This window comes from Microbacterium sp. JZ101 (assembly GCF_053903175.1).
The window spans coordinates 1197900-1221989 of record NZ_CP096400.1 but is presented as its reverse complement, the minus strand read 5'-3'; the positions used below and the strand labels follow the sequence as shown (position 1 = coordinate 1221989).

Genomic DNA, 24090 nt, shown 5'->3' with positions numbered 1-24090 from the left:
GTTTCCTCCTTCGTCTCGCGCGCGTCAGTGCATCGTGTCGGGGTCGGAGTCGCCCATGTGGCCCGGCAGCGTCACCGAGAGCACGCGCTCGACGAACGCCGCGTACTCGTCCATGTAGTGGCGGAGGAACTTCTCCGTGCCCTCGTCGGCGACCTCGCCGTCGTCGCCGTAGACCTCGGGCTTGAACGTGATGTAGGCCTCGGGCGCGTTCAGCTGCGGTGCATCGAGGAAGCTCAGCACGCTGCGCATCGACGACTGCATGACGGCGGTGCCGATCGCTCCGACCGATGCGCCGATGATGCCGGTGGGCTTGCGGGCGAAGGAGTTCTGACCCCACGGCCGCGATCCCCAGTCGATCGCGTTCTTCAGCGGCGCCGGGATCGAGCGGTTGTACTCGGGCGAGACGAACAGCAGCCCATCCGACCCCTCGATGGCGGCCTTGAACTCGGTCACCGCGGGCACCGGGTCCATCTCGTCGTCGCGGTTGTACAGGGGGAGGTCTCGGATGGGGATCTCGGTGAGCTCGAGGCTGTCGGGCGCGAGGCGGATGAGCGCCTTCGCGAGCACGCGGTTGATGGAGTCCTGCGAGAGGCTGCCGACGAGGTAGCCGATCCGATGGGTCATGACACGCTCCTTCTCGTTGCGGGTCACTTCGGTATAGCGCGTCGGCCCCCGGCATGTCACGGGGTTGCGCGTTCTCGCCGATGTCGGCATGCGGCCGCGGATGGTCGATGTCGGTGCTGCGTGGAAGGCTGGCGGGAACGACGGGAGGAGAGGGCATGGCAGGTCCCGAGGAGGCGGCCGCGCTCACGCCGGGCGACCTCGCGGAGCTCCGCGAGCTGCTCGTCGACGAGAGCCGACGCGCCCGCGCGCAGATCGCGTCCCTCACGGGCGCGTTCGACGACATCGTGGGCGCCGCCGACCACACGGCGACCGACGACGAGCACGACCCCGAGGGATCGACGATCGCGCTCGAGCGCTCGCAGACGAGCGCCCTGCTCGTCTCGACGCGCGCTCACCTCGCCGACGTCGACCTCGCCCTCACGCGCATCGACGAAGGAGCGTACGGCGTCTGCGAGAGCTGCGGTCAGCCGATCGCCCGCGAACGGCTGCTCGCCCGGCCCGCTTCACGCACGTGCGTCGTGTGCGCAGCCCGCGCGCAGCGGCGGCGCTGATCCACTGGATCGCGGGGGCCGTGCCCTCGTCAGGACGCGTCGGCCGGCGGATTGTGCATGAACTCGAGACGGATGCCGCTGTCATCCTCGACGAACGACGCGTAGTACCGGTCGGTGTAGCGCGGGTACTCCTTGGGGTCGCGCACGGGCGTCCACCCTGCGGCGAGCGCGATCGCGTGCATCCGGTCCACCTCCTCGCGCGAGTCGACCGCGAACGCGAGGTGCTGCCATCCGACCCGCCCGTGACGGTGGGGCCCGCTGTCGGGCTCGCGGGGCGGATAGATGATGAACTCCGTGTCGTCGCCGCGCTGCCAGGAGACGGAGCCGCCGTCGTCGAATCCGCACGTGTAGCCGAGCGCCTCGAGGATGGGGTGGTACTGCTCCTTGGCCCGCGCGAGGTCTTCCACGGTGATTCCGAGATGGTCGAGAAGTGCCATGCCCCCAGTGTCGCGGACGACCGCGTTACGCTGTGCACGACGCGAGCGAAGGAGCCGCCATGTCTCGACAGGAAGAGCATCACGTCCCCGCGCCGGGCGAGCCGAGCGTGCCCGAGCTGGAAGACGACGAGACCGTCGCGCCCCGACCCGAGGAGGAGATCGCCGACGTGCTGCGGGCCGAGCCCGACGTCGAGGATCACGCCCGCAGCGCGTAGGCGCGCAAGGGGTTGCCGACCGGCGGGGGCCGCTCGCTAGCCTCGGACGATGGCACTCCAGCGGCTCATCCTCATCCGCCACGGCGAGAGCGTCGGCAACGAGGCGGCGAGCGCCGCCGAGCGTGCGGGCGAGGAGGTCATCGACCTTCCGTACCGCGACGCGGACACACCGCTCTCCCCGACCGGCGAGGCGCAGGCGGCCGCGCTCCGCTCGGCGCTGCGCGCGCTCGGCGCGGGGGATGCGATCGCCTGGACGTCTCCGTATCGACGCGCGGCGCAGACGGCCGAGCACGCTCTCGCGGAGCTCGGCGCGCCCGCGGTCGGCGACGAGCGCCTCCGCGACCGCGAGCTGGGCGTGCTCGATCACCTGACCTCGCACGGCGTCGTCGCGCGGTATCCGTCGGAGGCCGAGCGACGCGACCATCTGGGCAAGTTCTTCTATCGTCCGCCGGGCGGCGAGTCGTGGGCGGACGTCGCGCTGCGACTGCGCTCGTTCCTCTCCGACGCAGCCGGGGCGGCAGCCGCGACCGGCGTCGTGTTCGTGCACGAGGCGGTCGTCCACCTGATCCGGTACGTGCTCGAGGGGTGGGATGAGCGCCGCGTCCTCGCCGCGGCGATCGAGGAGCCCGTGCCGAACGCATCGGCGACGGTGCTCGAGCGGGCGGACGGAGGCTGGCGCGCTGCGCGCGTCGGCGACGTCGGCCATCTGATCGAGGCGGGCGTCGAGGCGACGCTGCACACCGGGCGCCGGGACGCACTGCCCAGCGGGGGCGAGATCGACCCCGGGCATCCCGACGACGCGGAGGCGGAATCGCGTGTCTCTGCGGAGTGAGCGGGTCACGCCCCGGCTGCTGCGCGGCTGGGGGCTTCCCGACCCTGGCGACTCGAAGTACTCGCGCGGCACCGTGCTCGTGGTCGGCGGGGCCCTGCGCAGCCCAGGCGCCGCCATCCTGGCCGGAACGGCCGCCCTCCGGGTCGGCGCCGGTCGGATCACGCTCGCCGTGGCGCGCTCCGTCGCACCGTCCGTGGGCGCAGCGGTTGCCGAGTCGGGCATCGTCGCGCTGCCGGAGACGGACCAGGGTTCCGTCCGTGCGGAGGCGAGCGCCCTTCTCGTTCCGGAGCTCGACCGCGTGCAGGCCGTGCTCATCGGGTCGGGACTCGACGACATCGAGGTCGCGGGGCGCCTGCTCGCGTCGCTCGCGGCCGAGGCGCCGGAGTCGGTTGTGTTCGTCGTCGACGCGTTCGCTCTCGGTGCGCTCGCGGCCGATCCCGACCTCGCCTCCGCCGTTCGCGGGCGCCTCATCCTCACGCCGAGCCCGACCGAGCTCGGCGTGCTGCTCGACGAGGACGAGGTGGATGCCTCTGATGCGCGCGAGATCCGGCGAGCGGCCCGCGAGGCGGCCCGCCGATACGGAGCGGCGGTCGCGACGCAGTCGCTCGTGGCCGATGCGGATGGCAGCGCCTGGGCCATCCGCGCGGGCGGAGCGGGCCTGGGCACCTCGGGAAGCGGCGACGTCCTCGCGGGCGCCGTCGCGGGGTTCGCCGCCCGCGGGGTCTCCCCCGCTCGCGCCGCCGTGTGGGCCACGTACGTGCACGCGACCGCGGGCGACGAGCTCGCCCGCGGCACGGATGGCGTGGGCTTCCTCGCCGGAGAGCTCGCGCCACGGTTCCCCGGGGTCATCGCGGACGTGAGGTGACAGCGACATGAGCACTTCGATCGATCTGAGATATCCCTTCGCAGGCCGTTGGCTCGTGCGGAACAGTCCGGCGAACCGGGTTCCCAGCCACGGGACGCGGCTGTTCGCGACGGACTACGCCATCGACTTCGTTCCCGTCGACGAGATCGGGCGCACCGCCCCGATCACCCTCGGCTCTCTCGTGAAGCCGGAACCCGTCGACAGGTTCCCCGGATTCGGGCGCCCCGTCCTGGCTCCTGTCGATGGTGTCGTCCTGGCGGTGCACGACGGCGAGCCGGATCACCCTGCCTATCGCGGGCTGCCCTCGCTCCGCTACGCGCTGACCCAGCGGCGTCGCGCCAGGGCCGGCTGGATCGCCTTGGCCGGAAACCACGTCCTGATCGAGAAGCGCGGCGTCATCGTCGCGCTGTGCCACCTGCGTCAGGGCAGTGTCGCCGTGCGCCCGAGGCAGGAGCTGCGGATCGGTGACGTGCTCGGCGAATGCGGGAACTCGGGAAACAGCACCGAGCCCCACGTCCATATGCAGGCGCTCGACAGCCGCGACATCGTGCGAGCCGGTGCCGTCGGCATCACCTTCAACGGCACGCTCCCCGCCAACGGCGAGGTCATCGACGCAGACGCGCATCCCCGAGCAGTCGTTCCCCCGTCGGGCTCGTGAAGCTCCGAAGACCCTGCGCGAATCCCGGCGAGCCGGATGTGCTGTCGCGTGCGCCGTTAGCGTGGCGGTGTGGAGCGTGCGCAGAGGATCCTTGACGGCCCATCCGCCCGGCCGCGAACCTTCGTGTTCGACATCGTCGGGACGCTGACCGACGAAGTGGGCACGGTGCAGAGGGTCGTCGCGGAGGTGCTCCGCCTCTCCGACGCCGAGACGCTCGCCTTCGCGCGTGAATGGCAGGCGGGGCTCGGGTCCGAGGTCGACGCCGTCGTCCGCGGCGAGCGCGACTGGGCCGACTACGAGTCGCTGCGGTCGGAGGCCCTGAGGGGCGTGCTGCAGGAGCGGCAGCATCGGCCGGGGCGCGCACAGCTCAAGGCGCTGCGGCGGGTCGGATGCTCCCTGGCCGCTTTCCCGGGCGCCGCCGACGAACTCACCGCGCTCGCGGAGTCCGCACGCGTCGTCGGGCTGACGAACAGCACGCTCCCGGCGGCATCCGCGTTCTCGGCAGCGGCAGGGCTGCGGTGGCACGCTCTGCTCTCGGCCGACCTCGTCCGGGCGTTCAAGCCGCAGCCCGAGGCGTATCGCTTCGCGATCGACGCCCTCGGCCTCATCCCCGAGGAGTGCGTCTTCGTGGCCGCGCATCCGTGGGACCTCGACGCTGCGAAGGGGTTCGGGTTCCAGACCGCGTACTATCCACGCCCGCATGCCGACGCGCCCGCGGCGTCGGACGCGTACGACTACACGATCTCTTCGCTGCGGGAGCTCGTGAGCTGAGCCGCGCTGCGGCCACGAGGTCGCTGCGCGCGCCGCCTCGCGCCGCGCGTCAGTCCCGCGACGACGCGTTGACGCTTCCCGAGCGCTCTTGTCCGCTGAGTGCGGCGATGGCAGCCATCATGCGCTCGGTGATCTCACGGCGCGCCTTGCCGTCAGGCATGCCTTCGAGGTCGGTGAGGTCGAGCGGCTCGCCGAAGCGCACCTCGAGTCGCGGCCGCCCGGGGAGGAGATGGCTGAACGGCGCGACGGTCCCGGTTCCGATGAGGCCGACGGGCACGACGGCGGCGCCGGTGTCGCGGGCCATCCATGCCGCGCCGCCGTGGCCGTCGTGCAGCCTGCCGTCACGCGAGCGGCTGCCCTCGGGGAAGACCGCGAAGACGCTGCCTGCCCGGAGGATGCTGCTTCCCGCGTCGAGCGCGGCACGGGCGTCGCGTCCGGTGGCGCGCTGGACGGGAACCCCGCCTATCGAGGTGAAGAACCAGCGCTTGGCGCGGCCGAGAGCCCCGGGGCCGGTGAAGTACGCCGACTTGATGAGGAACTGCACGGGCCGCGTCGCGGAGGTCGGGATGATGACCGTGTCGAGCGACGCGAGGTGGTTGCTCGCGAGGAGCACGGGGCCGCTCGCCGGCACATTCTCTCGCCCGGTGACGCGCGGGCGGTAGAGCAGCCAGAACAGGGGACGAAGGATGACGCGGCCGATGAAGTACACGGCGCCGGGGCGGGGAACCGGCGCCGCGGCGGGAGTCGGCGAGACGGGGGCTGGCACGTCGTCACCCTATCCGGGCCGGGCGCCGATGGCGGTGAGGAGAGCCGACGCACTGCGCGAAGCCCGACCTGGTGAGCGCAGGGCGCGTGCCCCGCAGATCAGTCCGCGTGGGCGCTCAGGAACGGGATGACCGCGTCGATGACGGCGGCGGGATTCTGCTCGGCCGGATAGTGGCCCGCTCCAGGGAGGACACGGCCGGTGACGTCGGTCGCGAGACCCCTCATCCCCTCCTCGACGGCGCTGCCCATGCCGAACTCCCCGCCGAGCGCGAGCACCGGCGTGCGGATCGGGTCGTCGGCGATTCGACGAACGGCACGCGCGTCCACTTCCGCAGTGCGGTAATAGGAGAGGCTTGCGGCGAGTCGCTCCTCGCCGACGTACGCGGCGAGGTACTCGTCGAGTATCTGGGGATCGAGGGGGTGCGGCCCCGCGCTCTGCGCGAGGAACCCGCCGTAGTAAGCCCGCTCGCGACCGGGCACGAGGCTCTCGGCGAGTCCGGCTGCCCGGTTGAACGGCCCGTGCCAGCTCGGATAGTGATCGCTGCCGGGGGCCGGGATGGCGACATCCACGCCCGGGAGGATCTCCTCCTCGATGACGAGGGCGGTCACCGTGTCCGGAGCCGTCGCCGCGAGAAGGGTGGCCACGGTGCCACCCCAGTCGTGGCCGATCACCGCGTACCGCTCGAGCCCACGCCGCCGCAGGGAGTCGTGCATCCACTCGGCCAGCGACTGCTTCGCGAGGTCCGGCAGCTCCGGCGGCACCGCCGCGCCGAGCCCTGGGAGGTCGAACTCGACGACCGCGAACCCCGCGTCCGCGAGCGCCGGCGTGAGCCGTCGCCAGTGCAGACGAGTGACCGGCCAGCCGTGCATCAGAACGACTGCGGGTCGGGAATCCGTCATGCTCTGCTCCTGCGGGCCGTGAACAGAAGAAGCCTAGGCGACCACCCGTCCCGACCTCGTCGAGCGCGACTTCACAGCGACCGCGCCGAACCGGCTCTGGGTCGCGGACCTGACCTGCGTCCGGACCCCTTCGCCGGCTGGGCCTACGCCGCGTTCGTGCTGGACATGCTCTCCCGTCGCATCGTCGGCTGGCAGTCTCCACCAGCTTGCACCGTTCTCGCCCTCGATGCCCTCGAGACGGGCATCTGGGCCCGCCAGCGCGACGGAGCGGACTTGTCCGAGCTCGTCCATCGCAGCGAGCGCCGCGTCCAATACGTCGCAGTCCGCTACACCACCTGCCTCGCCGAAGCCGGGGCAGTCGCCTCCGTCGGCAGCGTCGGCGACAGCTACGACAACGCCATGGCCGAGGCCTTCAACTCCCTGTTCAAAGTCGCACTCGTCCGCAACCGCGGGCCCTGGCGAAACATCGACGCCCTCGAGATCGCAGTCGCCGAATACATCGACTGATACAACAACCGGCGCCTTCACGTCGAGATCGGCATGGTCCCACCCACCGAATACGAGACCGCCCACGCCCTCCTCACGGGCCAGCACGAAGCCTCCACCAACGTCGGTACTTGACACCGAGCCGCTTTCTCGGTGCACATCTCGGCTGCGAGCGCCGCGTTGCTTCGGCACGAGCCATCGGGGCCTAGCGTTCAGGCAACACCTCATCCAGCACGGCAAAGACCCACCCCGTGAGCTTTCGAACTTGCATCTGCGCCGCCCCGGCGTGCAAGGCACTACTCCCCGCAGCGTACGTTTCGCGTGCGATCTTGGCGATGGACTGATCGATCAACCCATCGAGCTCACGCGCGTGGTCTTCACTCCCCCGTTGGCGCTGAATCGCGTAACGCGTCCGCTCTGCTTGGGTCGGATTCATCTTGTTACCTTGTTGGACGCCTTTGAACCAAGCTTGCTTACGAACTTCAGCGTCGGGCGCGAGCAGTTGAATCGCCGCTCGCATCACCTCCCGAATCTCCCCCGCAGGCCCCATGTAGCTCAGCCGAGTCTCATCATTGAGATCACGGAGCGCCTGATCCAATGAATCGGCCAGAGCTGGCGATAGGGAGCGAAGACGAGCGAGGATCTCCGCGTCCCGACCAGACAAAGGCGCCCGGGCCGGCACGGAAACCTCAGCCCGACGCGCCGGACGACCAGCCTCGCGTGCAAAGGTCTGAAATTCCCGGATACGGCGCAGATACTCCGGCGACGGCTGGCTGGCTTCAGGCACTGCCCGCATCGCCGTCACCGTCAGGCCTGAGGACATATCGACTCATGCTCTTGAAGATGTCGTCGATGGTTTGCGTGCTGGCATCGGCGGCGATGTGAATTTCGATGTTGATATTGACCCCGGACGAAACTGTTACGGCTGGAGCGCCGCCCCCGGGACGTGTCACCGGCGGAAGCACCGGGACAAGAGGGGCAATGGGCGAGATCTGTTCGACCCCGGCGTCGACGGTAGAGCTGCCCTCACCTGGACTTGCCACACCGCTCAGGTCCACGTATCGCTTGCCACTCAACTCACGAAGGAATCCCAGTTCGTTGGCACCGCTGATGATTAGGTCATAGACGGCATCGACACGGGCCGCCGGGACACCCCGCTCTTGGAGAACGTTCTTCGCGATCGCCTCGGCAGGAAGCGCCGCATTGTCGTACTTGCGCAAGAAGTCACCGACGATCTTCGGCTTCAGGAGCGCTTCTCGCTTCGCGGCCAGATCGTCGCCCTCGGTCGTCGGCCGAACGATACGGAGTCCTAGCGGTGTCAACCCGATCTCTGCCGCGTTATAGCCTCCCGTTGTTAGACCGTAAGCGACAGCTGCTCCTGTCACGCCACGGAAGAATCCAGAGGTTGGGGTGACCCCCATACCCGCTGCAACGTTCAACGGTTTCGTGGGGCTGAAGGCGTAGTTCTCTGCGATTGAACGCGCCACTCGGAGAGCTTGGTCCAACGGAAATCCAGGGACGTCCTCCTGCGATAGACGAGCCTTGCGCGTCTTCTTATCGCCCGTGTTGTCGGCGCTGGCAGCGTCGGCATCGCTCATGTCTGATCCCATCCTAGATTGCCCGTGATCGCACGTTAGCGGCGCTTTCGAGATGCCAGCCCCACGACACGCCTGATCGGAACGCCTGTGAACAACGCGTGCCCTTTAGGTGTCCTCGGCGATCCCCGACATGCAGAAGGCCCGGAAACTCTTGCGAGTTTCCGGGCCCTTCTCGGTCGGGATGACAGGATTTGAACCTGCGACCCCCTGACCCCCAGTCAGGTGCGCTACCAAGCTGCGCCACATCCCGTAGCCCGCGCGGACGCGGACAACTCGAACAGTCTACCGGGTCGAACGAGGTGCCGCGAACCCACACGACCGCCGCGTGTGTCGGCGGTCGGGGGTAGCGTCGGGGCATGGCTGAGATCACGACGGCGCCGGCCACCACAGCGCAGTGGTACGACGTGCAGAGCGCCCTCACGGGCGGCGGCGACGGCCGCAGCTGCCAGTGCATGTGGCCCGTGCTTCCGAACAAGGAGTGGCAGACCACGTCCGTTGACGAGCGCGAGCGCATGCTGCGCGACGAGATCGACGCCGGTCCACCCCCGGGCCTCGTCGCCTACGCGGATGGCCGGGCCGCCGGCTGGGTGCGCGTGGGCCCGCGACCGGCGCAGCGGCGCGTTCTGCGGTCGCGCATCGTGAAGTCGGGAACACAGGAGCCTCTGGAGGACGACGGCGTCTGGGCCATCACGTGCTTCTCCATCCGCCGCGAGCACCGCGGCCAGGGCATCACGCGCGCGCTGCTCGACGCGGCCGTCGACTATGCACGAAGGAACGGGGCGCGCGTGCTCGAGGCGTACCCCATCGACACGGGCTCCGGTCGCGAGACGCGGTCCAACGACCTCTACGTCGGGGCCCTCTCGACGTTCACGAATGCGGGGTTCGAGGTCATCGCGCACCCGACCCCGTCGCGAGCCGTGGTCGCTCTGCGCCTCTGACCGCTCTGCGGCGAGCGCGCCGTACGATGGACGGATCATGAGCGAGTCCGTTCGAATCGACGTCTGGCTGTGGGCGGTGCGCGTCTACAAGACCCGGTCCGCGGCGACCACGGCCATCCGCGGCGGACACGTGCGAGTCAACGGCGACCACGTGAAGGCGGCCTACGCCGTGAAGGTCGGCGACGAGGTGCGCGTGCGCATCAACGGCTTCGATCGGATCCTCGGCGTCCGCGGGATGCTCCAGAAGCGCGTGTCGGCGCCACTCGCGGCAGAGGCGTATGAGGACCGCACTCCCCCGCCACCGCCTCGTGAGTTCGTCGCGCCGATCGTCACACGTGACCGTGGCGCAGGCCGCCCGACGAAGCGCGAGCGACGAGAGATCGACAAGCTGCTCGGGCGCGGCTGAGCACCGAGATCAGTCCAGCTGCTCGAGGAGCCAGCGCGTCCCCTCGACCGCCGCGCCGACCTCGTCCAGCCGCCGACGCAGCTCCCGATCGCTCGTGACGACAGTGAGCCGCAGCCCCGACGCGACCATCGCCTGGGCACGACGGACGATCTCGTCATCGCCCGAGCCATCCGCGGAGAACACGCGCACGCCATCCGCGTCCTCGACGCCGCGCGCAGCGCCCTCGACCACCATCGCGAACAGCGGAAACCACCGCATGCCCTCGAGCCCCAGCGTCGGTGCCTCGATACCGCGCTCGGCGAGGCGGGCGATGCGGTCGCGCAGCCGTGTGGCGGCGCCCTGGCGGTCGCGCCACCATCCGTCGGGCACCGCGCCGACGACGTTCGCCGCGTCGACGAGCACAGCCGGACGGATGTCCAGACGAGCACGCAGATCAGGCCACGCGGCAGCGAACCCCGGATGAAGCGGCAGCGCGTCGACGATCGCGGGCGGCACCCACGCGAGCTCGAGGCTCTCAGGGTCGCTGATCACGGGTTCGAACGGATCGGCGACATCGGCGACGACGGTCGTGTACCGCCAGATGCGGGCATCGAACACGTGCGTGAAGCGCGGGACGATCGCACCATCCGGCACACCCGCCTCCTCCTGAGCCTCGCGGACCGCGCCTCGCAGCGGGCTCTCGCCCTGGTGCAGCGCGCCGCCCGGGAGCGCCCAGGTTCCGCCGAAGTGGCTCCACCCGACGCGGTGCTGCAAGAGCACGCCGCGCGCGGGATCGACGGCGAGGAGCCCGGCAGCGCCGAAGCGGCCCCAGTAGCGCGTGCCATCCTCTGCGACCACCCACGCGTCACCCGGGTCGCGCGGGCCGTCAGGCCGTCGCGGCTCACCGGGCGCGGGAGGTTCGATCGTCACCCTTCCAGCCTCGCATATGCCCGCGCGAGCCGGATCACGCGCAGGCGCCGCCATCCGCCGTCACCATCCAGAGCCGCAGCCATCCGCCGTTCCTGGAATCGGACCGCCGGTGCACAAGTCGCCCCCTGAGCACGACACGCGCACACCAGCCCCACCGATCCGAATCCGGCCACGCACGCTGCCAGCGCCACGCCCATCCGCCGTACCTGGAATCGGACCGCCGGTACACAAGTCGCCCCCTGAGCACGACACGCGCACACCAGCCCCACCGATCCGAATCCACACACGCGCATACCGGCGCCGCGACCATCCGCCACCGCCATCCCCGCCCCAGCGCCCCGCCCCAGCGCCCCGCCCCAGCGCGCCCCGCCCCGGCCGGCCACCTCGCCCCGGCGGACCGCCCCGCAGACGCACGAAGGGCGCCCCTCCGAAGAGGGGCGCCCTTGCGACGGTCGCGGCCTATCGGCGCTGGCGCTTCTCACGCACGCGCATGTTGATGACGATCGGCGTGCCCTCGAAGCCGTACAGCTCGCGCAGGCGTCGCTGCACGAAGCGGCGGTAGCCCGGGTCGAGGAAGCCGGTCGTGAAGAGCACGAAGGTCGGCGGACGCGTGCCCGCCTGCGTGCCGAACAGGATGCGCGGCTGCTTGCCGCCTCGGAGCGGGTGCGGGTGCTCCGCGACGAGCTCCGTGATGAACGCGTTGAACTTGCCGGTCGGGATGCGCTGGTCCCACGACTCGAGCGCCTGCTCGAGGGCGGGCACGAGCTTGTCCAGACGACGGCCCGTCTTCGCAGAGATGTTCACGCGCGGCGCCCACGCGACGTGGGCGAGATCCTGCTCGATCTCGCGCTCGAGGTAGCGGCGGCGATCCTGGTTGATCATCTCGGGGCTGTCGAGCAGGTCCCACTTGTTGAACGCGAGCACGAGCGCGCGCCCCGACTCGAGCACGAGGTCGATGATGCGCACGTCCTGCTCGCTGATCGGCTGGGTCACGTCGAGCACGACGACCGCGACCTCCGCCTTCTCGAGCGCGGCCGAGGTGCGCAGCGAGGCGTAGAAGTCCGCGCCCTGCTGCATGTGCACCCGGCGGCGGATGCCCGCGGTGTCGACGAGACGCCACAGCTTGCCGCCGAGCTCCACGACCTCGTCCACGGGGTCGCGCGTCGTGCCTGCCAGGTCGTTGACGACCACGCGCTCCTCGCCGGCCGCCTTGTTGAGCAGGGACGACTTGCCGACGTTGGGGCGGCCGAGGATGGCCACACGACGCGGCCCGCCGATCTCGTGCTTGGCGACGGCCGACACGTCGGGCGTCTTCGCGAGCACGGCGTCGAGCAGGTCCGCGACGCCGCGGCCGTGGATGGCCGAGACCGGGTGCGGCTCGCCGAGGCCCAGGTTCCACAGGGCGGCGGCCTCGGGCTCGTGGCGCGCGTCGTCGACCTTGTTCGCGACGAGGAAGACGGGCTTCGACGTCTTGCGCAGCAGGCGGACGACGTGCTCGTCGGTCGAGGTCGCGCCCACCGTCGCGTCCACGACGAAGAGGATGACGTCGGCCAGCTCGATCGCGACCTCCGACTGCAGGGCGACCGACCGGTCGATGCCCTTCGCGTCGGGCTCCCATCCGCCCGTGTCGACGAGCGAGAACCGACGGCCGAGCCACTCGGCCTTGTAGGTCACGCGGTCGCGCGTGACGCCCGGCGTGTCCTCGACGACGGCCTCGCGGCGGCCGAGGATCCGGTTGACGAGCGCCGACTTGCCGACGTTCGGGCGGCCGACGATCGCGATGACCGGCAGGGCCGGGAGGTACTCGATCCCGTCGCCCTCGTCGTGCAGGCCGGCGAGCAGCGCCGCATCCTCGTCGTCGAGCTCGTAGTCCTCGAGGCTCGCGCGCAGGGTCTCCGCGCGGCGCTCGACGAGCTCCTCGTCGAGCTCCGCGAGCTTCTCGGCGAGCCGGTCCGGCTCGCCCTCGTACTCGTTCTCAGCGGCCATCCCGGCCTCCCGTCTTCTCGTCGATCACCGCGAGCACGGCGGCGACGCTCTGGTCGAAATCCAAGTCGGTCGTGTCGACGACGTCCACCCCGGGCGCGGCGTGGAGGAAGTCGACGACCTTGCTGTCTGACGCGTCGCGCTTGCGCATCGCCTCTGCCACGGCAGCCGTGTCGGGGTCGCCGAGCTCGGCCGACCTCCGTGCCGCGCGCACGTCGGGGTGGGCCGTGAGCAGGATGCGCACGGGCGCGTCAGGCGCGACGACGGTCGTGATGTCGCGCCCCTCGACGACGACGCCCGGGAGCCCCGACTCCGCCACGAGCGCGCGGAAGAGCGCGTTGACCTTCTCCCGCACCGGCAGCACGCGCGCGACGCCGCTCACGGCGGCGGAGGTCTCGGGCGTGCGGATGGCCTGGGTCACGTCGGTCTCGCCCACACGGATGGTCCGCACATCGGGATCGAGGGAGACCACGGGCTCGAAGGTCTCGAACGCCGCGAGGACCGCGTCGGCGTCGTCGGTCGAGGCGCCGGCGGCGAGCACGTGCCATGCGAGGGCGCGGTACACCGACCCCGTGTCGAGGTAGCCGTAGCCGAGACGCCGGGCGCTCTCCTTGGAGACGCTCGACTTGCCCGCGCCCGCGGGGCCGTCGATGCCGATGAAGAAGGGTTCAGTCACTGGTGCTCGCAATCCGCCAGCCGCGGGACTCGAGGCCCTCCACGGCGGCGCTCAGGATGGCCGGGTCGACCGCGATCTCCGCGAGGCCGAGCGGGGCCCCCGGAGAGTGCTCGAGTCGGAAGTCCTCGACGTTCACGCCGAGTTCGCCGAGGTCGCCGAACAGCCGGCCGAGCTGGCCCGCCACGTCGTCGACCATGACGACGAGCGACTCGAAGCGTCGGCGCTGGCCGTGCTTGCCCGGCAGGCGCTCCACGCCGACATTTCCGCGGCGGATGGTCTCGGCGATCGCACGACGGGCACCCGGGGCGTCAGGGGCGCGGAGGGCCTCCGCGGCCGCGGCGAGATCCGCGGCGAGCGCGTCGAGCGCCTCGACGACGGGCTCGGCGTTCGCGCTGAGGATCTGCACCCACAGCTCGGGCGCCGAGTGCGCGATGCGCGTGGTGTCGCGCACTCCCTGCCCGGCGAGGCTCAGAGAGAGGTCGGGGGCATCCGCGAAGCGCGCCGCGAGCAGGGACGCGACGACCTGAGGCACGTGTGACACGAGCGCCACCGAGCGGTCGTGCTCCTCGGGCGTCATCTCGACCGGCACGGCGCCGAGGTCGAGCGCGAGGGCCTCGATGCGCGCGAGGTCGGCCGCGGGCGTCTCGCCGTCGCGGCAGATCACCCACGGGCGCCCGGTGAAGATGTCGGCGCGCGCGGAGATCGCCCCGCCGCGCTCGCGACCGGCCATGGGATGCGAGCCGATGTAGTGCGTGAGGTCGACGCCGCGGGCGCGCAGGGCCCGCAGCGGCTCGAGCTTGACCGATGCGACATCCGTGACGACCGCGCGCGGGAAGCGCGCGAGCTCCGACGCGACGACGTCGGCGACGACGTCCGGCGGAACGCACACGACGACGATCTCGGGGTCGTCGCCATCCGCAGCGGGGCGGCCCGCCCCGTAGTCCACCGCGAGCCGCAGCTGCGACGGCGACGTGTCGGCGAGCGCGACGTCGACGCCGTGCTGGGTGAGCGCGTGCCCGATGCTCGCGCCGAGGAGGCCGGATCCGACGACGCGGACGGTGCCCGTGACGCGCGCGGCCCTGCCGCTCACGGTCGTCGGAGCGGCGTCGGACACGACGCCGCTCGGCATGCCGCTCTCGCTCACGAGGTCTCCTGCTCCTCCGATGCCGGAGTCTCGACGCCATCGGCGGGCGGAGCATCCGTCTCACGGCGCGACAGGGTCAGCAGCGCGCCACGCTCCACTTTAGTCAGCTCGCGGGTCTGGCCCACTGGGAGGGTTCCCAGGTGCAGGGGCCCGAACTGGCGGCGCACGAGCTCGAGAACCGGATGGCCGACCGCCGCCATCATGCGGCGCACGATCCGGTTGCGCCCCGAGTGCAGGGTGAGCTCGACGAGGCTCGAGTCGCCCGAGGTGTCGAGCAGGCGGGCCTTGTCGGCGGCGATCGGGCCATCCTCGAGCTCGATGCCGCGCGTGAGCTTCGCGATCGTCTGCGGCGTCACCCGCCCCTCGACCTTCGCGATGTAGACCTTCGTGACGCCGAAGCTCGGGTGGGCGAGCACGTGGGCGAGCTCGCCGTCGTTGGTCAGGACGAGCAGGCCGCTCGTGTCGGCGTCGAGCCGGCCGACGTTGTAGAGGCGCTCCTCCCACTCGCGCGTGAAGCGGCGCAGGTCGGTGCGGCCGCGGTCGTCCTTCATGGTGCTCACGACGCCCGTGGGCTTGTTGAGCATGACGTACCGCTTCGTCGTGTCGAGCTGAACGGCCGTCCCGTCGACGTCGACGAGGTCCTTCTCGGGGTCGATGCGCGTGCCGAGCTCGGTGACGACGGTGCCGTTGACGCGCACGCGCCCTTCGACGATGAGCTGCTCCGAGACACGGCGGGATGCCACACCGGCGTTCGCGAGCACCTTCTGCAGGCGGATGCCCTCAGCCTCTGTCATGCGCTGTTCCTCTTCTTCCTCTTCGCATGTCTCACGCGCGGCGGAAATACCCCGGCCTTTCCCGCGACGCGTGAGACATCAGTGCGTCGTGCGCCGCCCCGTGTCTCGCTTCCCGCTGGAATCATGCCGCGTTTCCGGCGGGAAGTGAGACATGTGTCGTCTCCGGCCGGAGAAGAGACAGACGACGGGGCGGGCCGTTCGTCCTCATGCGGTGAGCTCGTCGAACCCGTCGGCGCCGTCATCGAGCAGCGGCGAGATCGGCGGCAGCTCGTCGAGCGAGTTGATCCCGAGCTGCTGCAGCAGCAGGTCGGTCGTGCCGTAGTTGACCGCGCCCGTCTCCGGGTCGGCATAGAGCTCGGTGATGAGCCCGCGCGCGAGCAGCGTCCGCACGACGGAGTCGACGTTCACCGCACGGATGGACGCCACCTGCGAGCGCGTCACAGGCTGCTTGTAGGCGATCACCGCGAGCGTCTCGAGCGCGGCCTGGGAGAGCCGCGCCGGCGCCTGGCCTCCGACGAAGTCCGCGACGAGGTCGTCGAACTGCTCGCGCACGTAGAACCGCCATCCGCCGCCGACCTCGCGCAGCTCGAATCCGCGCACAGGGCCGCCCGCTGCGCCGTCGTAGTCCGCGACGAGCGTCTCGATCGCCTGGCGCACGGCGGGCACGGGCGCCCCCACTGCCGTCGCGAGGCTCACGACGCTGAGCGGCTCGTCGGCGATCATCAGCACGGCCTCGAGACGCTGCGTCACGGTGCCGCCCGCCGGCGCGTCGACGCGCTCCGCCGTCTCCGTCTGCTCGTCGCTCATCCTCGCCCTCCTGCCTCGGCCATCCGCTTCCGTCCTGCTCCGCGCTCAGCGGTCATAGTCGGCCCCCAGACTCGCCAGCATCTCATCCGACCACTGCTCGGATGTCCAGGTGAGGGTGAGCTCGCCGAGCGGCTCGAGCTGCTCGAAGCTGATGGCCGCATGCCGGTAGAGCTCGAGGACCGCGAGGAACCGCGCCACGACGACGCCGATCTGATCGACCCCCGCGACGAGCTCCCGGAAGCTCATCTTCTCGCGGGAGCGCAGCTGCGTGACGACGATCGCGGCCTGCTCGCGGATGGACACGAGCGGCGCGTGCAGGTGGTCCAGCCCGACATGGGGAAGGGCCTTCGGGGCGAACGCGAGCATCGCGAGCGCCGCGAACTCCTCCTTCGTGAGCGTCCAGATGAGCTCCGGGGTCTTCGCGCGATGCTTCTCCTCGAGCGGCACGGCGCGTGCGTGGCGTCCGTCCTCGGCCTGCAGGCGCGCCCGGAACCATCCGGACGCCTCCTTGAACGCGCGGTACTGCAGGAGACGGGCGAAGAGCAGATCGCGCGCCTCGAGCAGCGCGACCGACTCGGCGTCGACGAGCTCGCCCTGCGGCAGGAGCCCCGCGACCTTCATGTCGAGCAGCGTCGCGGCGACGACGAGGAACTCGCTGGCCTGGTCGAGGTCCTCCTCGGGCCCGAGATCGCGCAGATACGCGATGAACTCATCGGTGACCCTGCTCAGCGCGATCTCGGTGATGTCGAGCTCGTGCTTCGAGATGAGGGTCAGCAGGAGGTCGAACGGCCCGTCGAAGTTCCCGAGCGAGACGCGGAAGCCGCCGCCTCCGTCCTGCTCCGCGGCCCCGGCCGGGTCTGCCTCCTCCGCGCGCAGGGCGAGCGGAGTCTCGTCGTGCGCCGCGTCAGGCGACGGCGCCACGGGCCACCAGCTCCCGTGCCAGCCGGAGGTAGGCCTGAGCCGCCGGGTGCTCGGGTGCGAACTCCGTGATGGGCACGCCCGACACCGACGCGTCGGGGAACTTCACGGTGCGGCCGATGACCGTCTCGAGCACCTTGTCGCCGAACGCCTCGACGATGCGGTCGAGCACCTCGCGCGAGTGCAGCGTGCGGGAGTCGTACATGGTCGCGAGAAGCCCGTCGAGCTCGATCGCCGGGTTCAGGCGGTCGCGCACCTTGTCGATCGTCTCGATGAGGAGCGCGACGCCGCGCAGGGCGAAGAACTCGCACTCGAGCGGGATGAGCACACCGTGCGCCGCCGTGAGCGCGTTCACGGTGAGGATGCCGAGCGAGGGCTGGCAGTCGACGAGGATGACGTCGTACTCGTTCGCGATGCCGCGGAGCACGCGAGCGAGGATCATCTCGCGGGCGACCTCGTTCACGAGGTGCACCTCGGCCGCCGACAGGTCGATGTTCGCGGGGATGATGTCGAGCCCCTCGACCGCGGTGTGCACGATCGCCTCGTGCGCGTCGCGCTTGGGCTCGAGAAGCAGGTCGTAGATGGTCGTCACGTCGTGCGTCTGCACGCCGAGGCCCGCCGACAGGGCGCCCTGCGGATCGAAGTCCACGGCGAGCACCTTGCGCCCGTACTCTGCGAGCGAGGCCGCGAGGTTGATCGTCGTGGTCGTCTTGCCGACGCCGCCCTTCTGGTTGCAGAGCGCGATGATCCGGGCAGGGCCGTGGCTGTCGAGCTTCGGCGGCGTCGGGAACCCCTGGTACGGACGACCGGTCGGGCCGATCGGTCTCTCGTCCTGCTGGGCCTTGCGCGCCACCGAATCCCCTGCTCTCACTGTCCTGGTTGGTCTCGATACGACCTGTCCGAGTCTAATCGCCCTCTCTCCCGACCCGGTGAGCCGACGCCGCGGGTCGGGGTCGCCGGTGCCCGGGCCCCTTCCCGCGGCGCGTGTCAGGCGCCGCGGAGCGCGTTGACCGGCTCGACCCGCGCGGCACGACGCGCCGGGTACCAGCCCGACAGCCATCCGACGACTGCGCCGAGCACGACGCCCGCGCAGGCGACGAGCGGGTCGACCACGGCCGTCCACTGCTGTGTCGCGGCCACGACGACGACGGACAGGACCCCGAGCGCGGCCCCGATGAGCCCGCCGAGCAGGCCGATGACGATGGACTCGACCGTGAACTGCGCGGCGATCTGCCGGCGGGTGGCGCCGAGCGCGCGCCGCAGGCCGATCTCGCCGACCCGTTCCATGACCGACAGGAGCGTGACGTTCGCGATGCCGAGTCCGCCGGCGAGCAGCGACACCGCGCCGACGATGACGAACACGATGTTGACGTCGGACTGCACCGCATCGCCCAGATCCGATCCGGCGGATGGGGCGCGCACGTCGAGCGTGTCGGGAGCGTCGGGTGCCAGGGCGAGTGGCGCCTGATCGGCGATCTGGGGCCCCGCCCCCACGGCGATCCGGACGACGGCCTCGGCGGGCGCGGGCAGCGAGAAGTCGGCGCGCGCGGCGCCGTCGGGGATGATCACGGCATCCCGGAGCTCGCCGCGCGTCTGCGTCTCGCCCACGATGCCGATCACGGCGTACGCCAGGCCGTCGATGAAGATCGAGGGCTGTCGGTCGACGCGCGCGATGCTGAGACGCTCTGCGGCACGCGCGCCGAGCACGGCCACGCGGTCGCCGCGGACGTCGTGCCCCTCGTCGAACATGCGCCCCGTGAGCATCTCGCCGCGGACGACGTCGAGCAGCCCGGCCGACGTCGCCATGAGCGGCGGCGGCGCGGTCGCCGGCGCCGACGGGTCGTTGAGCGGCACGGCCGTGATGGCGGCCTCCTCGAGCGGCACCTCCGAGATGAGAGCCGCCGCCTCGGCGCCGGCGAGCAGCTCGAGCCGGTCCGGGGCATCCCACGGGATCGTGCCGAGCGCGCCCGTCCGGCCGTCGGGCCCGCTCGACGCCTCGGCAGGAGCGATGGAGACCTGCGTCGCGGCGACCGCGTCGAACTGGCTCGCGATCTGCGCGGCCGCCGTCTGCGCGAACCCCCAGGTGGCGACGAGGGAGCCGATCCCGAGCACGGTGCCGAGGATGGTCATGATGAGTCGACCGGGGCGCGACCCGATGTCCGTGGTCGCCTCGAGGAACAGATCGCTCGCCGTGAACCGGTCGGCGCGCGCGACGGGGCGCACGAGGTCGACCGCGCGCGAGGGTGCGGGGCCGTCGGCAGAGGGCCGCCGCCGGCGCCAGGTCAGCCGACGGCGGCGGGACGGCGAATCCTCGGCCGGCGTCTCGGTCTCGACGGCGGTCATGCGACCTCGCTCAGCCGGCCGTCGGAGATCCGGATGCTCCGGCGCGCGCGCTCGGCCACGCCCTGGTCATGCGTGATCACGACGAGCGTGAGACCGTCGGCGTTGAGCTCCTCGAACAGCTCCATGACCTCGCGCGAGGTCTTCTGGTCGAGGCTGCCGGTCGGCTCGTCCGCGAGGAGCAGCCGGGGCCCGCTCACGACCGCGCGCGCGACGGCGACGCGCTGCCGCTCGCCGCCCGACAGCGTGCCGGGGAAGAACGACTTGCGGTGCCCCAGCCCGACGCGGTCGAGGGCCGCCTCGGCGCGCGCCTCGCGCTCGGCGCGCGGCACGCCGCTGTAGAGCATGGGCATGAGCACGTTGTCGAGCACGGTGCGGCGCGGCATGAGGTGGAACGCCTGGAAGACGAAGCCGATGAACTGCGCGCGCACGGCGGCGCGCTCGTCCTCGGTCAGATCGCCGGTGAGGGCGCCCGCGAGCCGGTACTCCCCCACGGTCGGACGATCGAGGAGACCGAGGATGTTCAGCATGGTCGACTTGCCCGAGCCGCTCGGCCCGACGATCGATGCGTACTCGCCCTGCTCGAGCCGGAGCGATGCGGCCTTGAGCGCCTGCACCTCCGGCGGCCCGGGGAACGAGCGGGTCACGTCGCGCAGCTCGACGATGGGGTCGGTCACGAGCCGACCACCACGAGGTCGCCCTCCTCGAGCTCGCCCTCGACCGGGGTCACCTCGACGTAGCCGCCCGCGGCGAGGCCGGTCTCGACCGTCACGAGACGCGTCTCGGCGCTCTCGCCGTCACGCGGGTCGCCCGTGACGACCTCGACGCGCGAGTCGCCGCCGGGGCCCGCCGTGAGGGCCGCGTACGGCACCGAGAGCACCTCGCCTTCGGTCGCGCCGACCGGCACGTTGATGCGGACGTTCGTGCCCTGCACCTGCTCCATCTGCTCGGGAGTGAGCGGGTCGGGCTCGAAGGAGATCTTCGTCCGCCCGCCGTCCTCCGCGGGCTCGATCGCGGCGATGACCGCGCGGTGCTCGGCGCCGTCCGGCAGCTCGAAGGTCGCCTCGGCGCCGACCTCGAGCAGCTCGACGTCGGCGGCAGCGGCGGTGCCCGTGAGTTCGACCGACGCGCCGGACACCGTCATGGCGGCACCCTCGAGCGCGGCGCCGCGCTCGACGTTCACGGCGTCGACGCGGCGCGGCAGCTCCTGCAGGTAGAGCACCTCGCTCGCCGGGAGGAACGGCAGCGCCGACTCGCGCGCCTCGGCGAGCGAGGCGTTCGCCGTCTCGACACCGGCGATCGCGCTGTCGACCATCGCCTGCTCGGCGCTCGTGTCGCGGGGAGCGTCGAGGGCCTGTCGCTGCAGCTCCGCGACCGCGAGCTGATCGCGCAGGTCGCTCGCATCCTCACCCGCCCCCTCGGCCGCGGCGATCTGGCGGTGCAGGCTCGCGATCTGGTTGTCCGCCTCGCGGATCTCGATGTCCGACGGGCCCTGGCCCGCCGTCGCGAGGGCCTTGCGCGCGTCCGCGAGCGACTGCTCGGCCATCCGCACGCCCTCCTCGGCCGCGATCACCGCCTCCGCGACGCCCTCCTCGGGCTCGGGAGCCGGGTACCCGGCCTGGTTGTAGAGCTCGCCCACCGCGAGCGCCGTCGCCTCGTCGAAGACATCGGACGCGACGTCGCCGACACCGATCCCGACGGCCGTGAGGGCTTCCTTGAGCTGGATGACGTCGGGGCCGGAGACCCCCACGCGCAGCGTGCGGTAGGCCGGCAGCTCCCCCGGCAGCACGATGACCGGCCGCCCGGTCACCTCGAGCGCGATCGAGAGGCTGTCGAGTTCCGCGCCCGCCTCGGGCACCTGCCCGGTCACGATGGCGGCCCCCGTGAACGACGACGTGTCGATCTTGAGCTCGACCGCGTCGGTGTAGCCGACGTCGCCGCGCAGCGTGACGTCGTTGCTCAGCGCGCCGAACTCGACGGGCACCGTGACGAGGCCCGGGTCCGGCGCCCCCGCCCCTGCCGCCGCATCGAGCGGCGAGATCACGAAGCGCCCGAGGGCGAGGCCCCCGGCGAGCGCGACGACCGCGACGGCCGCCGTGATCCACAGCCCCTTGTTGCCGCGGATGACGCGCCCCCACCCGGCGGCGCGTCCCTGCGTGCTCTCGGCCGGCGCCTCCTCGACGGCCGCCTGCTCGACGACCTCGTCGAACGTCGCGTCCGTCGAGGCGGCGTCGGATGTTGCGGGGACGAGCTCTGTCTCTCGGTCCTGCTCGTCCCCGCCGCTCTTCTCGCGCCCCTCCATGCGAAGATCCCGTGCGCGCACCGCTCAGCTCGCCTGCTCGGCAGCGGCCTTGTACGCCTCGAGCTCGGCCTTGTTGTCGGCGATGAACTGCTCCTCGAGCTCGAACTGGATGCGCAGGCTCGCGTCGCGGTAGTCGGTCTTCTCGCGGCAGTCGAGGTCGACGAGCGCGATCTCGATCTCCTTCTCGGCGAGCTCCTTCCACTCGGGCGTCTGCGTGGGGTCGCTCTGCTCCTCGAGAGCCGCGAGCTCCTCCTCGCTCGCGTTCTCGAAGTCGAAGTCCTCGTAGGCGGCGTTCTGCTCCTCGTAGAAGGCGTTCTGCTTCTCCGAGAGCTCGTTCATCGGGTCCGCCTGCTTCGTGTAGCCCGCGTGGCCCGCGTCGGCCATGCACGACGCCCACTCCGCGTCGAGCTCGACCATCTCGGGCGACTCCTGGACGGTCGTGTAGAGCTCGTCCATCTTCGTCATGAGCGGCTCGAACTCCTCGTACAGCTTGTCCCAGAGGTTCGTGCCGTACACCTCGTCCGACGCCTCCCCGTTGCAGCCGCGATCGGCGGTCTCGTAGAACGCGTTCCAGTCGAACTCGGGGTCGCTCATCTCCTCCTCGGACGGCTGCTCGCCCCAGAGCGTCTCGTTGTAGGCCAGCTGCTCCGACTCCGACAGCGACTCGATGTACTCCTGGTTCGGGTCGACGTACTCCTCCGGCTCGGGCTGCGGCTGGTCCTGCCACGGGTCGTTGAACATGCCGTACCCGTACTGCGCGACCCACTCGCGCGACTCGGGGTCCCAGACCCCGTCGTCCTCGAAGACCACGCCGCCGTTCTGCAGGTTGGGCACGTACTCGAAGCCCTCGGCCTGCATGCACTCCGCGGTGCGCTCCTCGATCTCGCGCGTCTGCTCGTCCATCTGCTTCTGCTGCTCCTCGGGCGAGAGGTCGCTGCCGTACACGGCCGCCGTGTACTCGTTGAGGGGCGAGTCCTCCCATGAGAGCTCGGGCTCACCGCCGCCCTGCTGCGAGCATCCCGCGAGGGTCGCGGTGAGGATGGCCGCCGAGGCGACGAGCGTGAGAGGGCGTGTGGTTCGCATCATGGTCCCTGCGTCGAGGCGCGGCGAGCGCGCGGTGCTGTGTCCTGCCATCGTTCCAAGCGCGCGACCCGCGGGGCATCCGTCTGGAGGATGATCCGCGGAGGCGCTCTCACTGAGGATGTGTCGCCGCAGCGCCGATTCCTCTTATCGCGGAGGACTTCGTTACCGACCCGTGATATTCCGGTCAGAGCGCTCGGGGATGGCTCGTCGCGTACACATCGCGGAGCGTGTCGACCGTGACGTGGGTGTAGATCTGCGTGGTCGCGACCGACGAGTGGCCGAGGAGCTCCTGCACGACGCGGACGTCGGCGCCGCCCTGCAGGAGGTGCGTCGCGAACGAGTGGCGGAGGGTGTGCGGGGACACGTGCGCCTCGAGGTGCGCGCGCTCCGCGGCCGCCTGGATCACGAGCCACGCGCTCTGCCGCGAGAGCGGGGCGCCGCGGGCGCCGAGGAAGAGCTTCGCGGTGGCCCTCCCCTTCGCCGCGAGCTCGGGGCGCACGCGCGTGAGGTACGCATCCACCGCGGCACGCGCGAACGACCCCACCGGCACGATGCGCTCCTTCGAGCCCTTGCCGCGCAGACGCAGCACGTCGCCGCTCGCGAGGTCATCGACATCGAGGGAGATCGCCTCCGACACGCGCGCGCCGGTCGCGTAGAGCAGCTCCAGCAGGGCGCGATCGCGGATGCCCAGGGGCTCGTCGGGCGAGGGCGCGGCGAGCAGGCGCTCGACCTGCTCGATCGTCAGGGCCTTCGGGAGCCGCTGCGGCTGCTTCGGAGGACGCAGCCGCTGGGCGGGATCGTCGGCCGCGAGGCCCTCGCGCACGAGGAAGCGGTGCAGACCGCGCACGGATGACTGGAGGCGAGCGAGTGAGGAGGCAGCGGGCGGCGGGTCCTCCCCGGCCCGCGCCGCCGCGAACTCCGCGGCGATCGCGGGGGTCACGGCGTCAGCATCGTCGACCCCGTTCGCGCGCAGCCACGCGGCATAGCCCTCCAGATCGCGGCGGTACGCCGCGATCGTGTGCTCCGACAGGCCGCGCTCGATCGTGAGGTGCCGCAGATACGCGTCGACGGCGCGCTCGAGACGCACG

The 24090-nt window shown here is 71.2% G+C and carries 28 protein-coding genes and 1 tRNA gene; 9 read left to right on the top strand and 20 right to left on the bottom strand.

From position 1 onward, the window contains the following. Positions 1-24 precede the first annotated feature (24 nt). Positions 25-624, bottom strand: coding sequence for an NADPH-dependent FMN reductase (locus M1D56_RS05620; RefSeq protein ID WP_456284922.1), 600 nt, complete (start codon positions 622-624; stop codon positions 25-27). 155 nt (positions 625-779) lie between these two features. Here M1D56_RS05620 and M1D56_RS05615 point away from each other — a divergent pair, with 155 nt between their 5' ends. After that, complete coding sequence (locus M1D56_RS05615) at positions 780-1175, top strand: TraR/DksA family transcriptional regulator (protein WP_456284921.1); 396 nt, start codon at positions 780-782, stop codon at positions 1173-1175. Positions 1176-1204: 29 nt separating this feature from the next. On the opposite strand, the gene M1D56_RS05610 is transcribed toward M1D56_RS05615, so the two are convergent. Continuing rightward, on the bottom strand, positions 1205-1612 hold the full coding sequence (locus M1D56_RS05610) for a VOC family protein (RefSeq protein WP_271173352.1): 408 nt from the start codon (positions 1610-1612) through the stop codon (positions 1205-1207). Between the two features lie 59 nt (positions 1613-1671). On the opposite strand from M1D56_RS05610, the gene M1D56_RS05605 reads away from it, so the two are divergent. The 5 genes from M1D56_RS05605 (at position 1672) to M1D56_RS05585 (ending at position 4953) form a co-directional block, all read left to right on the top strand. Then, positions 1672-1827 (top strand): hypothetical protein, encoded by a 156-nt coding sequence (locus M1D56_RS05605; RefSeq protein ID WP_456284920.1) that lies wholly within the window; start codon positions 1672-1674, stop codon positions 1825-1827. Positions 1828-1876: 49 nt separating this feature from the next. Continuing rightward, positions 1877-2659: a histidine phosphatase family protein gene (locus M1D56_RS05600; protein WP_456284919.1), complete on the top strand. Its 783-nt coding sequence runs from the start codon at positions 1877-1879 to the stop codon at positions 2657-2659. After that, complete coding sequence (locus M1D56_RS05595; RefSeq protein ID WP_456284918.1) at positions 2643-3524, top strand: ADP-dependent NAD(P)H-hydrate dehydratase; 882 nt, start codon at positions 2643-2645, stop codon at positions 3522-3524. The genes M1D56_RS05600 and M1D56_RS05595 overlap by 17 nt, the downstream gene beginning before the upstream one ends. Positions 3525-3531: 7 nt before the next feature. After that, entirely contained in the window at positions 3532-4182 is a 651-nt protein-coding gene (locus tag M1D56_RS05590) for a M23 family metallopeptidase (RefSeq protein ID WP_456284917.1), read from the top strand. A 123-nt stretch (positions 4183-4305) separates the two neighbouring features. Further along, positions 4306-4953, top strand: a complete 648-nt coding sequence (locus M1D56_RS05585; protein WP_456284916.1) for a haloacid dehalogenase type II — start codon at positions 4306-4308, stop codon at positions 4951-4953. Positions 4954-5002: 49 nt separating this feature from the next. Here M1D56_RS05585 and M1D56_RS05580 read toward each other — a convergent pair whose 3' ends face one another. Both M1D56_RS05580 and M1D56_RS05575 read right to left on the bottom strand, forming a co-directional pair. Beyond that, positions 5003-5719, bottom strand: coding sequence for a lysophospholipid acyltransferase family protein (locus M1D56_RS05580; protein ID WP_456284915.1), 717 nt, complete (start codon positions 5717-5719; stop codon positions 5003-5005). A 98-nt stretch (positions 5720-5817) separates the two neighbouring features. After that, on the bottom strand, positions 5818-6618 hold the full coding sequence (locus M1D56_RS05575) for an alpha/beta fold hydrolase (RefSeq protein WP_456284914.1): 801 nt from the start codon (positions 6616-6618) through the stop codon (positions 5818-5820). A 156-nt stretch (positions 6619-6774) separates the two neighbouring features. Here M1D56_RS05575 and M1D56_RS05570 point away from each other — a divergent pair, with 156 nt between their 5' ends. Further along, positions 6775-7125 (top strand): hypothetical protein, encoded by a 351-nt coding sequence (locus M1D56_RS05570; protein WP_456284913.1) that lies wholly within the window; start codon positions 6775-6777, stop codon positions 7123-7125. Positions 7126-7309: 184 nt separating this feature from the next. Here M1D56_RS05570 and M1D56_RS05565 read toward each other — a convergent pair whose 3' ends face one another. From M1D56_RS05565 to M1D56_RS05555, 3 genes are all read right to left on the bottom strand, one after another. Next, positions 7310-7927, bottom strand: coding sequence for a pPIWI-associating nuclease domain-containing protein (locus M1D56_RS05565; protein WP_456284912.1), 618 nt, complete (start codon positions 7925-7927; stop codon positions 7310-7312). Then, positions 7884-8702, bottom strand: a complete 819-nt coding sequence (locus tag M1D56_RS05560; protein WP_456284911.1) for a hypothetical protein — start codon at positions 8700-8702, stop codon at positions 7884-7886. The genes M1D56_RS05565 and M1D56_RS05560 overlap by 44 nt, the downstream gene beginning before the upstream one ends. A 176-nt stretch (positions 8703-8878) precedes the next feature. After that, a tRNA-Pro gene (locus tag M1D56_RS05555) sits at positions 8879-8952 on the bottom strand. A 106-nt stretch (positions 8953-9058) separates the two neighbouring features. Here M1D56_RS05555 and M1D56_RS05550 point away from each other — a divergent pair. Further along, entirely contained in the window at positions 9059-9640 is a 582-nt protein-coding gene (locus M1D56_RS05550; RefSeq protein ID WP_456284910.1) for a GNAT family N-acetyltransferase, read from the top strand. Between the two features lie 37 nt (positions 9641-9677). Next, complete coding sequence (locus M1D56_RS05545) at positions 9678-10046, top strand: RNA-binding S4 domain-containing protein (protein WP_271173372.1); 369 nt, start codon at positions 9678-9680, stop codon at positions 10044-10046. A gap of 9 nt (positions 10047-10055) precedes the next feature. On the opposite strand, the gene M1D56_RS05540 is transcribed toward M1D56_RS05545, so the two are convergent. The 13 genes from M1D56_RS05540 to xerD all read right to left on the bottom strand — a co-directional run bounded on the left by M1D56_RS05540 (position 10056) and on the right by xerD (position 24089). Beyond that, positions 10056-10955 (bottom strand): NUDIX hydrolase, encoded by a 900-nt coding sequence (locus M1D56_RS05540; protein ID WP_271173373.1) that lies wholly within the window; start codon positions 10953-10955, stop codon positions 10056-10058. Between the two features lie 459 nt (positions 10956-11414). Beyond that, on the bottom strand, positions 11415-12941 hold the full coding sequence (gene der / locus M1D56_RS05535) for a ribosome biogenesis GTPase Der (protein ID WP_324011881.1): 1527 nt from the start codon (positions 12939-12941) through the stop codon (positions 11415-11417). Then, positions 12931-13614: a (d)CMP kinase gene (gene cmk, locus M1D56_RS05530; RefSeq protein ID WP_271173375.1), complete on the bottom strand. Its 684-nt coding sequence runs from the start codon at positions 13612-13614 to the stop codon at positions 12931-12933. Before cmk ends, der begins: the two co-directional genes overlap by 11 nt. Beyond that, positions 13607-14743, bottom strand: coding sequence for a prephenate dehydrogenase (locus M1D56_RS05525; protein ID WP_456285212.1), 1137 nt, complete (start codon positions 14741-14743; stop codon positions 13607-13609). The genes cmk and M1D56_RS05525 overlap by 8 nt, the downstream gene beginning before the upstream one ends. Before the next feature lie 11 nt (positions 14744-14754). Further along, positions 14755-15552: a pseudouridine synthase gene (locus M1D56_RS05520; protein ID WP_282979225.1), complete on the bottom strand. Its 798-nt coding sequence runs from the start codon at positions 15550-15552 to the stop codon at positions 14755-14757. A gap of 204 nt (positions 15553-15756) precedes the next feature. Beyond that, on the bottom strand, positions 15757-16359 hold the full coding sequence (gene scpB / locus M1D56_RS05515) for an SMC-Scp complex subunit ScpB (RefSeq protein WP_282979226.1): 603 nt from the start codon (positions 16357-16359) through the stop codon (positions 15757-15759). 45 nt (positions 16360-16404) lie between these two features. Beyond that, the gene (locus tag M1D56_RS05510) at positions 16405-17280 is read right to left on the bottom strand and encodes a segregation and condensation protein A (protein ID WP_455970733.1); all 876 of its coding nucleotides are present in this window, start codon (positions 17278-17280) and stop codon (positions 16405-16407) included. After that, positions 17264-18130 (bottom strand): ParA family protein, encoded by an 867-nt coding sequence (locus tag M1D56_RS05505; protein ID WP_271173379.1) that lies wholly within the window; start codon positions 18128-18130, stop codon positions 17264-17266. Before M1D56_RS05505 ends, M1D56_RS05510 begins: the two co-directional genes overlap by 17 nt. A 134-nt stretch (positions 18131-18264) precedes the next feature. Then, positions 18265-19620: an ABC transporter permease gene (locus tag M1D56_RS05500; RefSeq protein WP_456284909.1), complete on the bottom strand. Its 1356-nt coding sequence runs from the start codon at positions 19618-19620 to the stop codon at positions 18265-18267. Next, positions 19617-20294 carry an ABC transporter ATP-binding protein gene (locus tag M1D56_RS05495; protein ID WP_271173381.1) on the bottom strand — a complete coding sequence of 226 codons (678 nt, stop codon included), beginning with the start codon at positions 20292-20294 and terminating at the stop codon, positions 19617-19619. Before M1D56_RS05495 ends, M1D56_RS05500 begins: the two co-directional genes overlap by 4 nt. Next, positions 20291-21919, bottom strand: coding sequence for an efflux RND transporter periplasmic adaptor subunit (locus tag M1D56_RS05490; RefSeq protein WP_421075235.1), 1629 nt, complete (start codon positions 21917-21919; stop codon positions 20291-20293). The genes M1D56_RS05495 and M1D56_RS05490 overlap by 4 nt, the downstream gene beginning before the upstream one ends. A 24-nt stretch (positions 21920-21943) precedes the next feature. Continuing rightward, positions 21944-23005 (bottom strand): hypothetical protein, encoded by a 1062-nt coding sequence (locus tag M1D56_RS05485; RefSeq protein ID WP_271173383.1) that lies wholly within the window; start codon positions 23003-23005, stop codon positions 21944-21946. Between the two features lie 181 nt (positions 23006-23186). Further along, positions 23187-24089, bottom strand: a complete 903-nt coding sequence (gene xerD, locus M1D56_RS05480; RefSeq protein ID WP_456284908.1) for a site-specific tyrosine recombinase XerD — start codon at positions 24087-24089, stop codon at positions 23187-23189. Position 24090 lies beyond the last annotated feature (1 nt).

Bases quoted from the DNA above. Each gene is read 5' to 3' on its own strand.
- M1D56_RS05620 (WP_456284922.1), bottom strand. From the start codon at position 624: ATGACCCATCGGATCGGCTACCTCGTCGGCAGCCTCTCGCAGGACTCC.
- M1D56_RS05615 (WP_456284921.1), top strand. From the start codon at position 780: ATGGCAGGTCCCGAGGAGGCGGCCGCGCTCACGCCGGGCGACCTCGCG.
- M1D56_RS05610 (WP_271173352.1), bottom strand. From the start codon at position 1,612: ATGGCACTTCTCGACCATCTCGGAATCACCGTGGAAGACCTCGCGCGG.
- M1D56_RS05605 (WP_456284920.1), top strand. From the start codon at position 1,672: ATGTCTCGACAGGAAGAGCATCACGTCCCCGCGCCGGGCGAGCCGAGC.
- M1D56_RS05600 (WP_456284919.1), top strand. From the start codon at position 1,877: ATGGCACTCCAGCGGCTCATCCTCATCCGCCACGGCGAGAGCGTCGGC.
- M1D56_RS05590 (WP_456284917.1), top strand. From the start codon at position 3,532: ATGAGCACTTCGATCGATCTGAGATATCCCTTCGCAGGCCGTTGGCTC.
- M1D56_RS05575 (WP_456284914.1), bottom strand. From the start codon at position 6,618: ATGACGGATTCCCGACCCGCAGTCGTTCTGATGCACGGCTGGCCGGTC.
- M1D56_RS05565 (WP_456284912.1), bottom strand. From the start codon at position 7,927: ATGTCCTCAGGCCTGACGGTGACGGCGATGCGGGCAGTGCCTGAAGCC.
- M1D56_RS05560 (WP_456284911.1), bottom strand. From the start codon at position 8,702: ATGAGCGATGCCGACGCTGCCAGCGCCGACAACACGGGCGATAAGAAG.
- M1D56_RS05550 (WP_456284910.1), top strand. From the start codon at position 9,059: ATGGCTGAGATCACGACGGCGCCGGCCACCACAGCGCAGTGGTACGAC.
- M1D56_RS05545 (WP_271173372.1), top strand. From the start codon at position 9,678: ATGAGCGAGTCCGTTCGAATCGACGTCTGGCTGTGGGCGGTGCGCGTC.
- der (WP_324011881.1), bottom strand. From the start codon at position 12,941: ATGGCCGCTGAGAACGAGTACGAGGGCGAGCCGGACCGGCTCGCCGAG.
- M1D56_RS05525 (WP_456285212.1), bottom strand. From the start codon at position 14,743: ATGCCGAGCGGCGTCGTGTCCGACGCCGCTCCGACGACCGTGAGCGGC.
- M1D56_RS05520 (WP_282979225.1), bottom strand. From the start codon at position 15,552: ATGACAGAGGCTGAGGGCATCCGCCTGCAGAAGGTGCTCGCGAACGCC.
- scpB (WP_282979226.1), bottom strand. From the start codon at position 16,359: ATGAGCGACGAGCAGACGGAGACGGCGGAGCGCGTCGACGCGCCGGCG.
- M1D56_RS05500 (WP_456284909.1), bottom strand. From the start codon at position 19,620: ATGACCGCCGTCGAGACCGAGACGCCGGCCGAGGATTCGCCGTCCCGC.
- M1D56_RS05490 (WP_421075235.1), bottom strand. From the start codon at position 21,919: ATGGAGGGGCGCGAGAAGAGCGGCGGGGACGAGCAGGACCGAGAGACA.
- M1D56_RS05485 (WP_271173383.1), bottom strand. From the start codon at position 23,005: ATGATGCGAACCACACGCCCTCTCACGCTCGTCGCCTCGGCGGCCATC.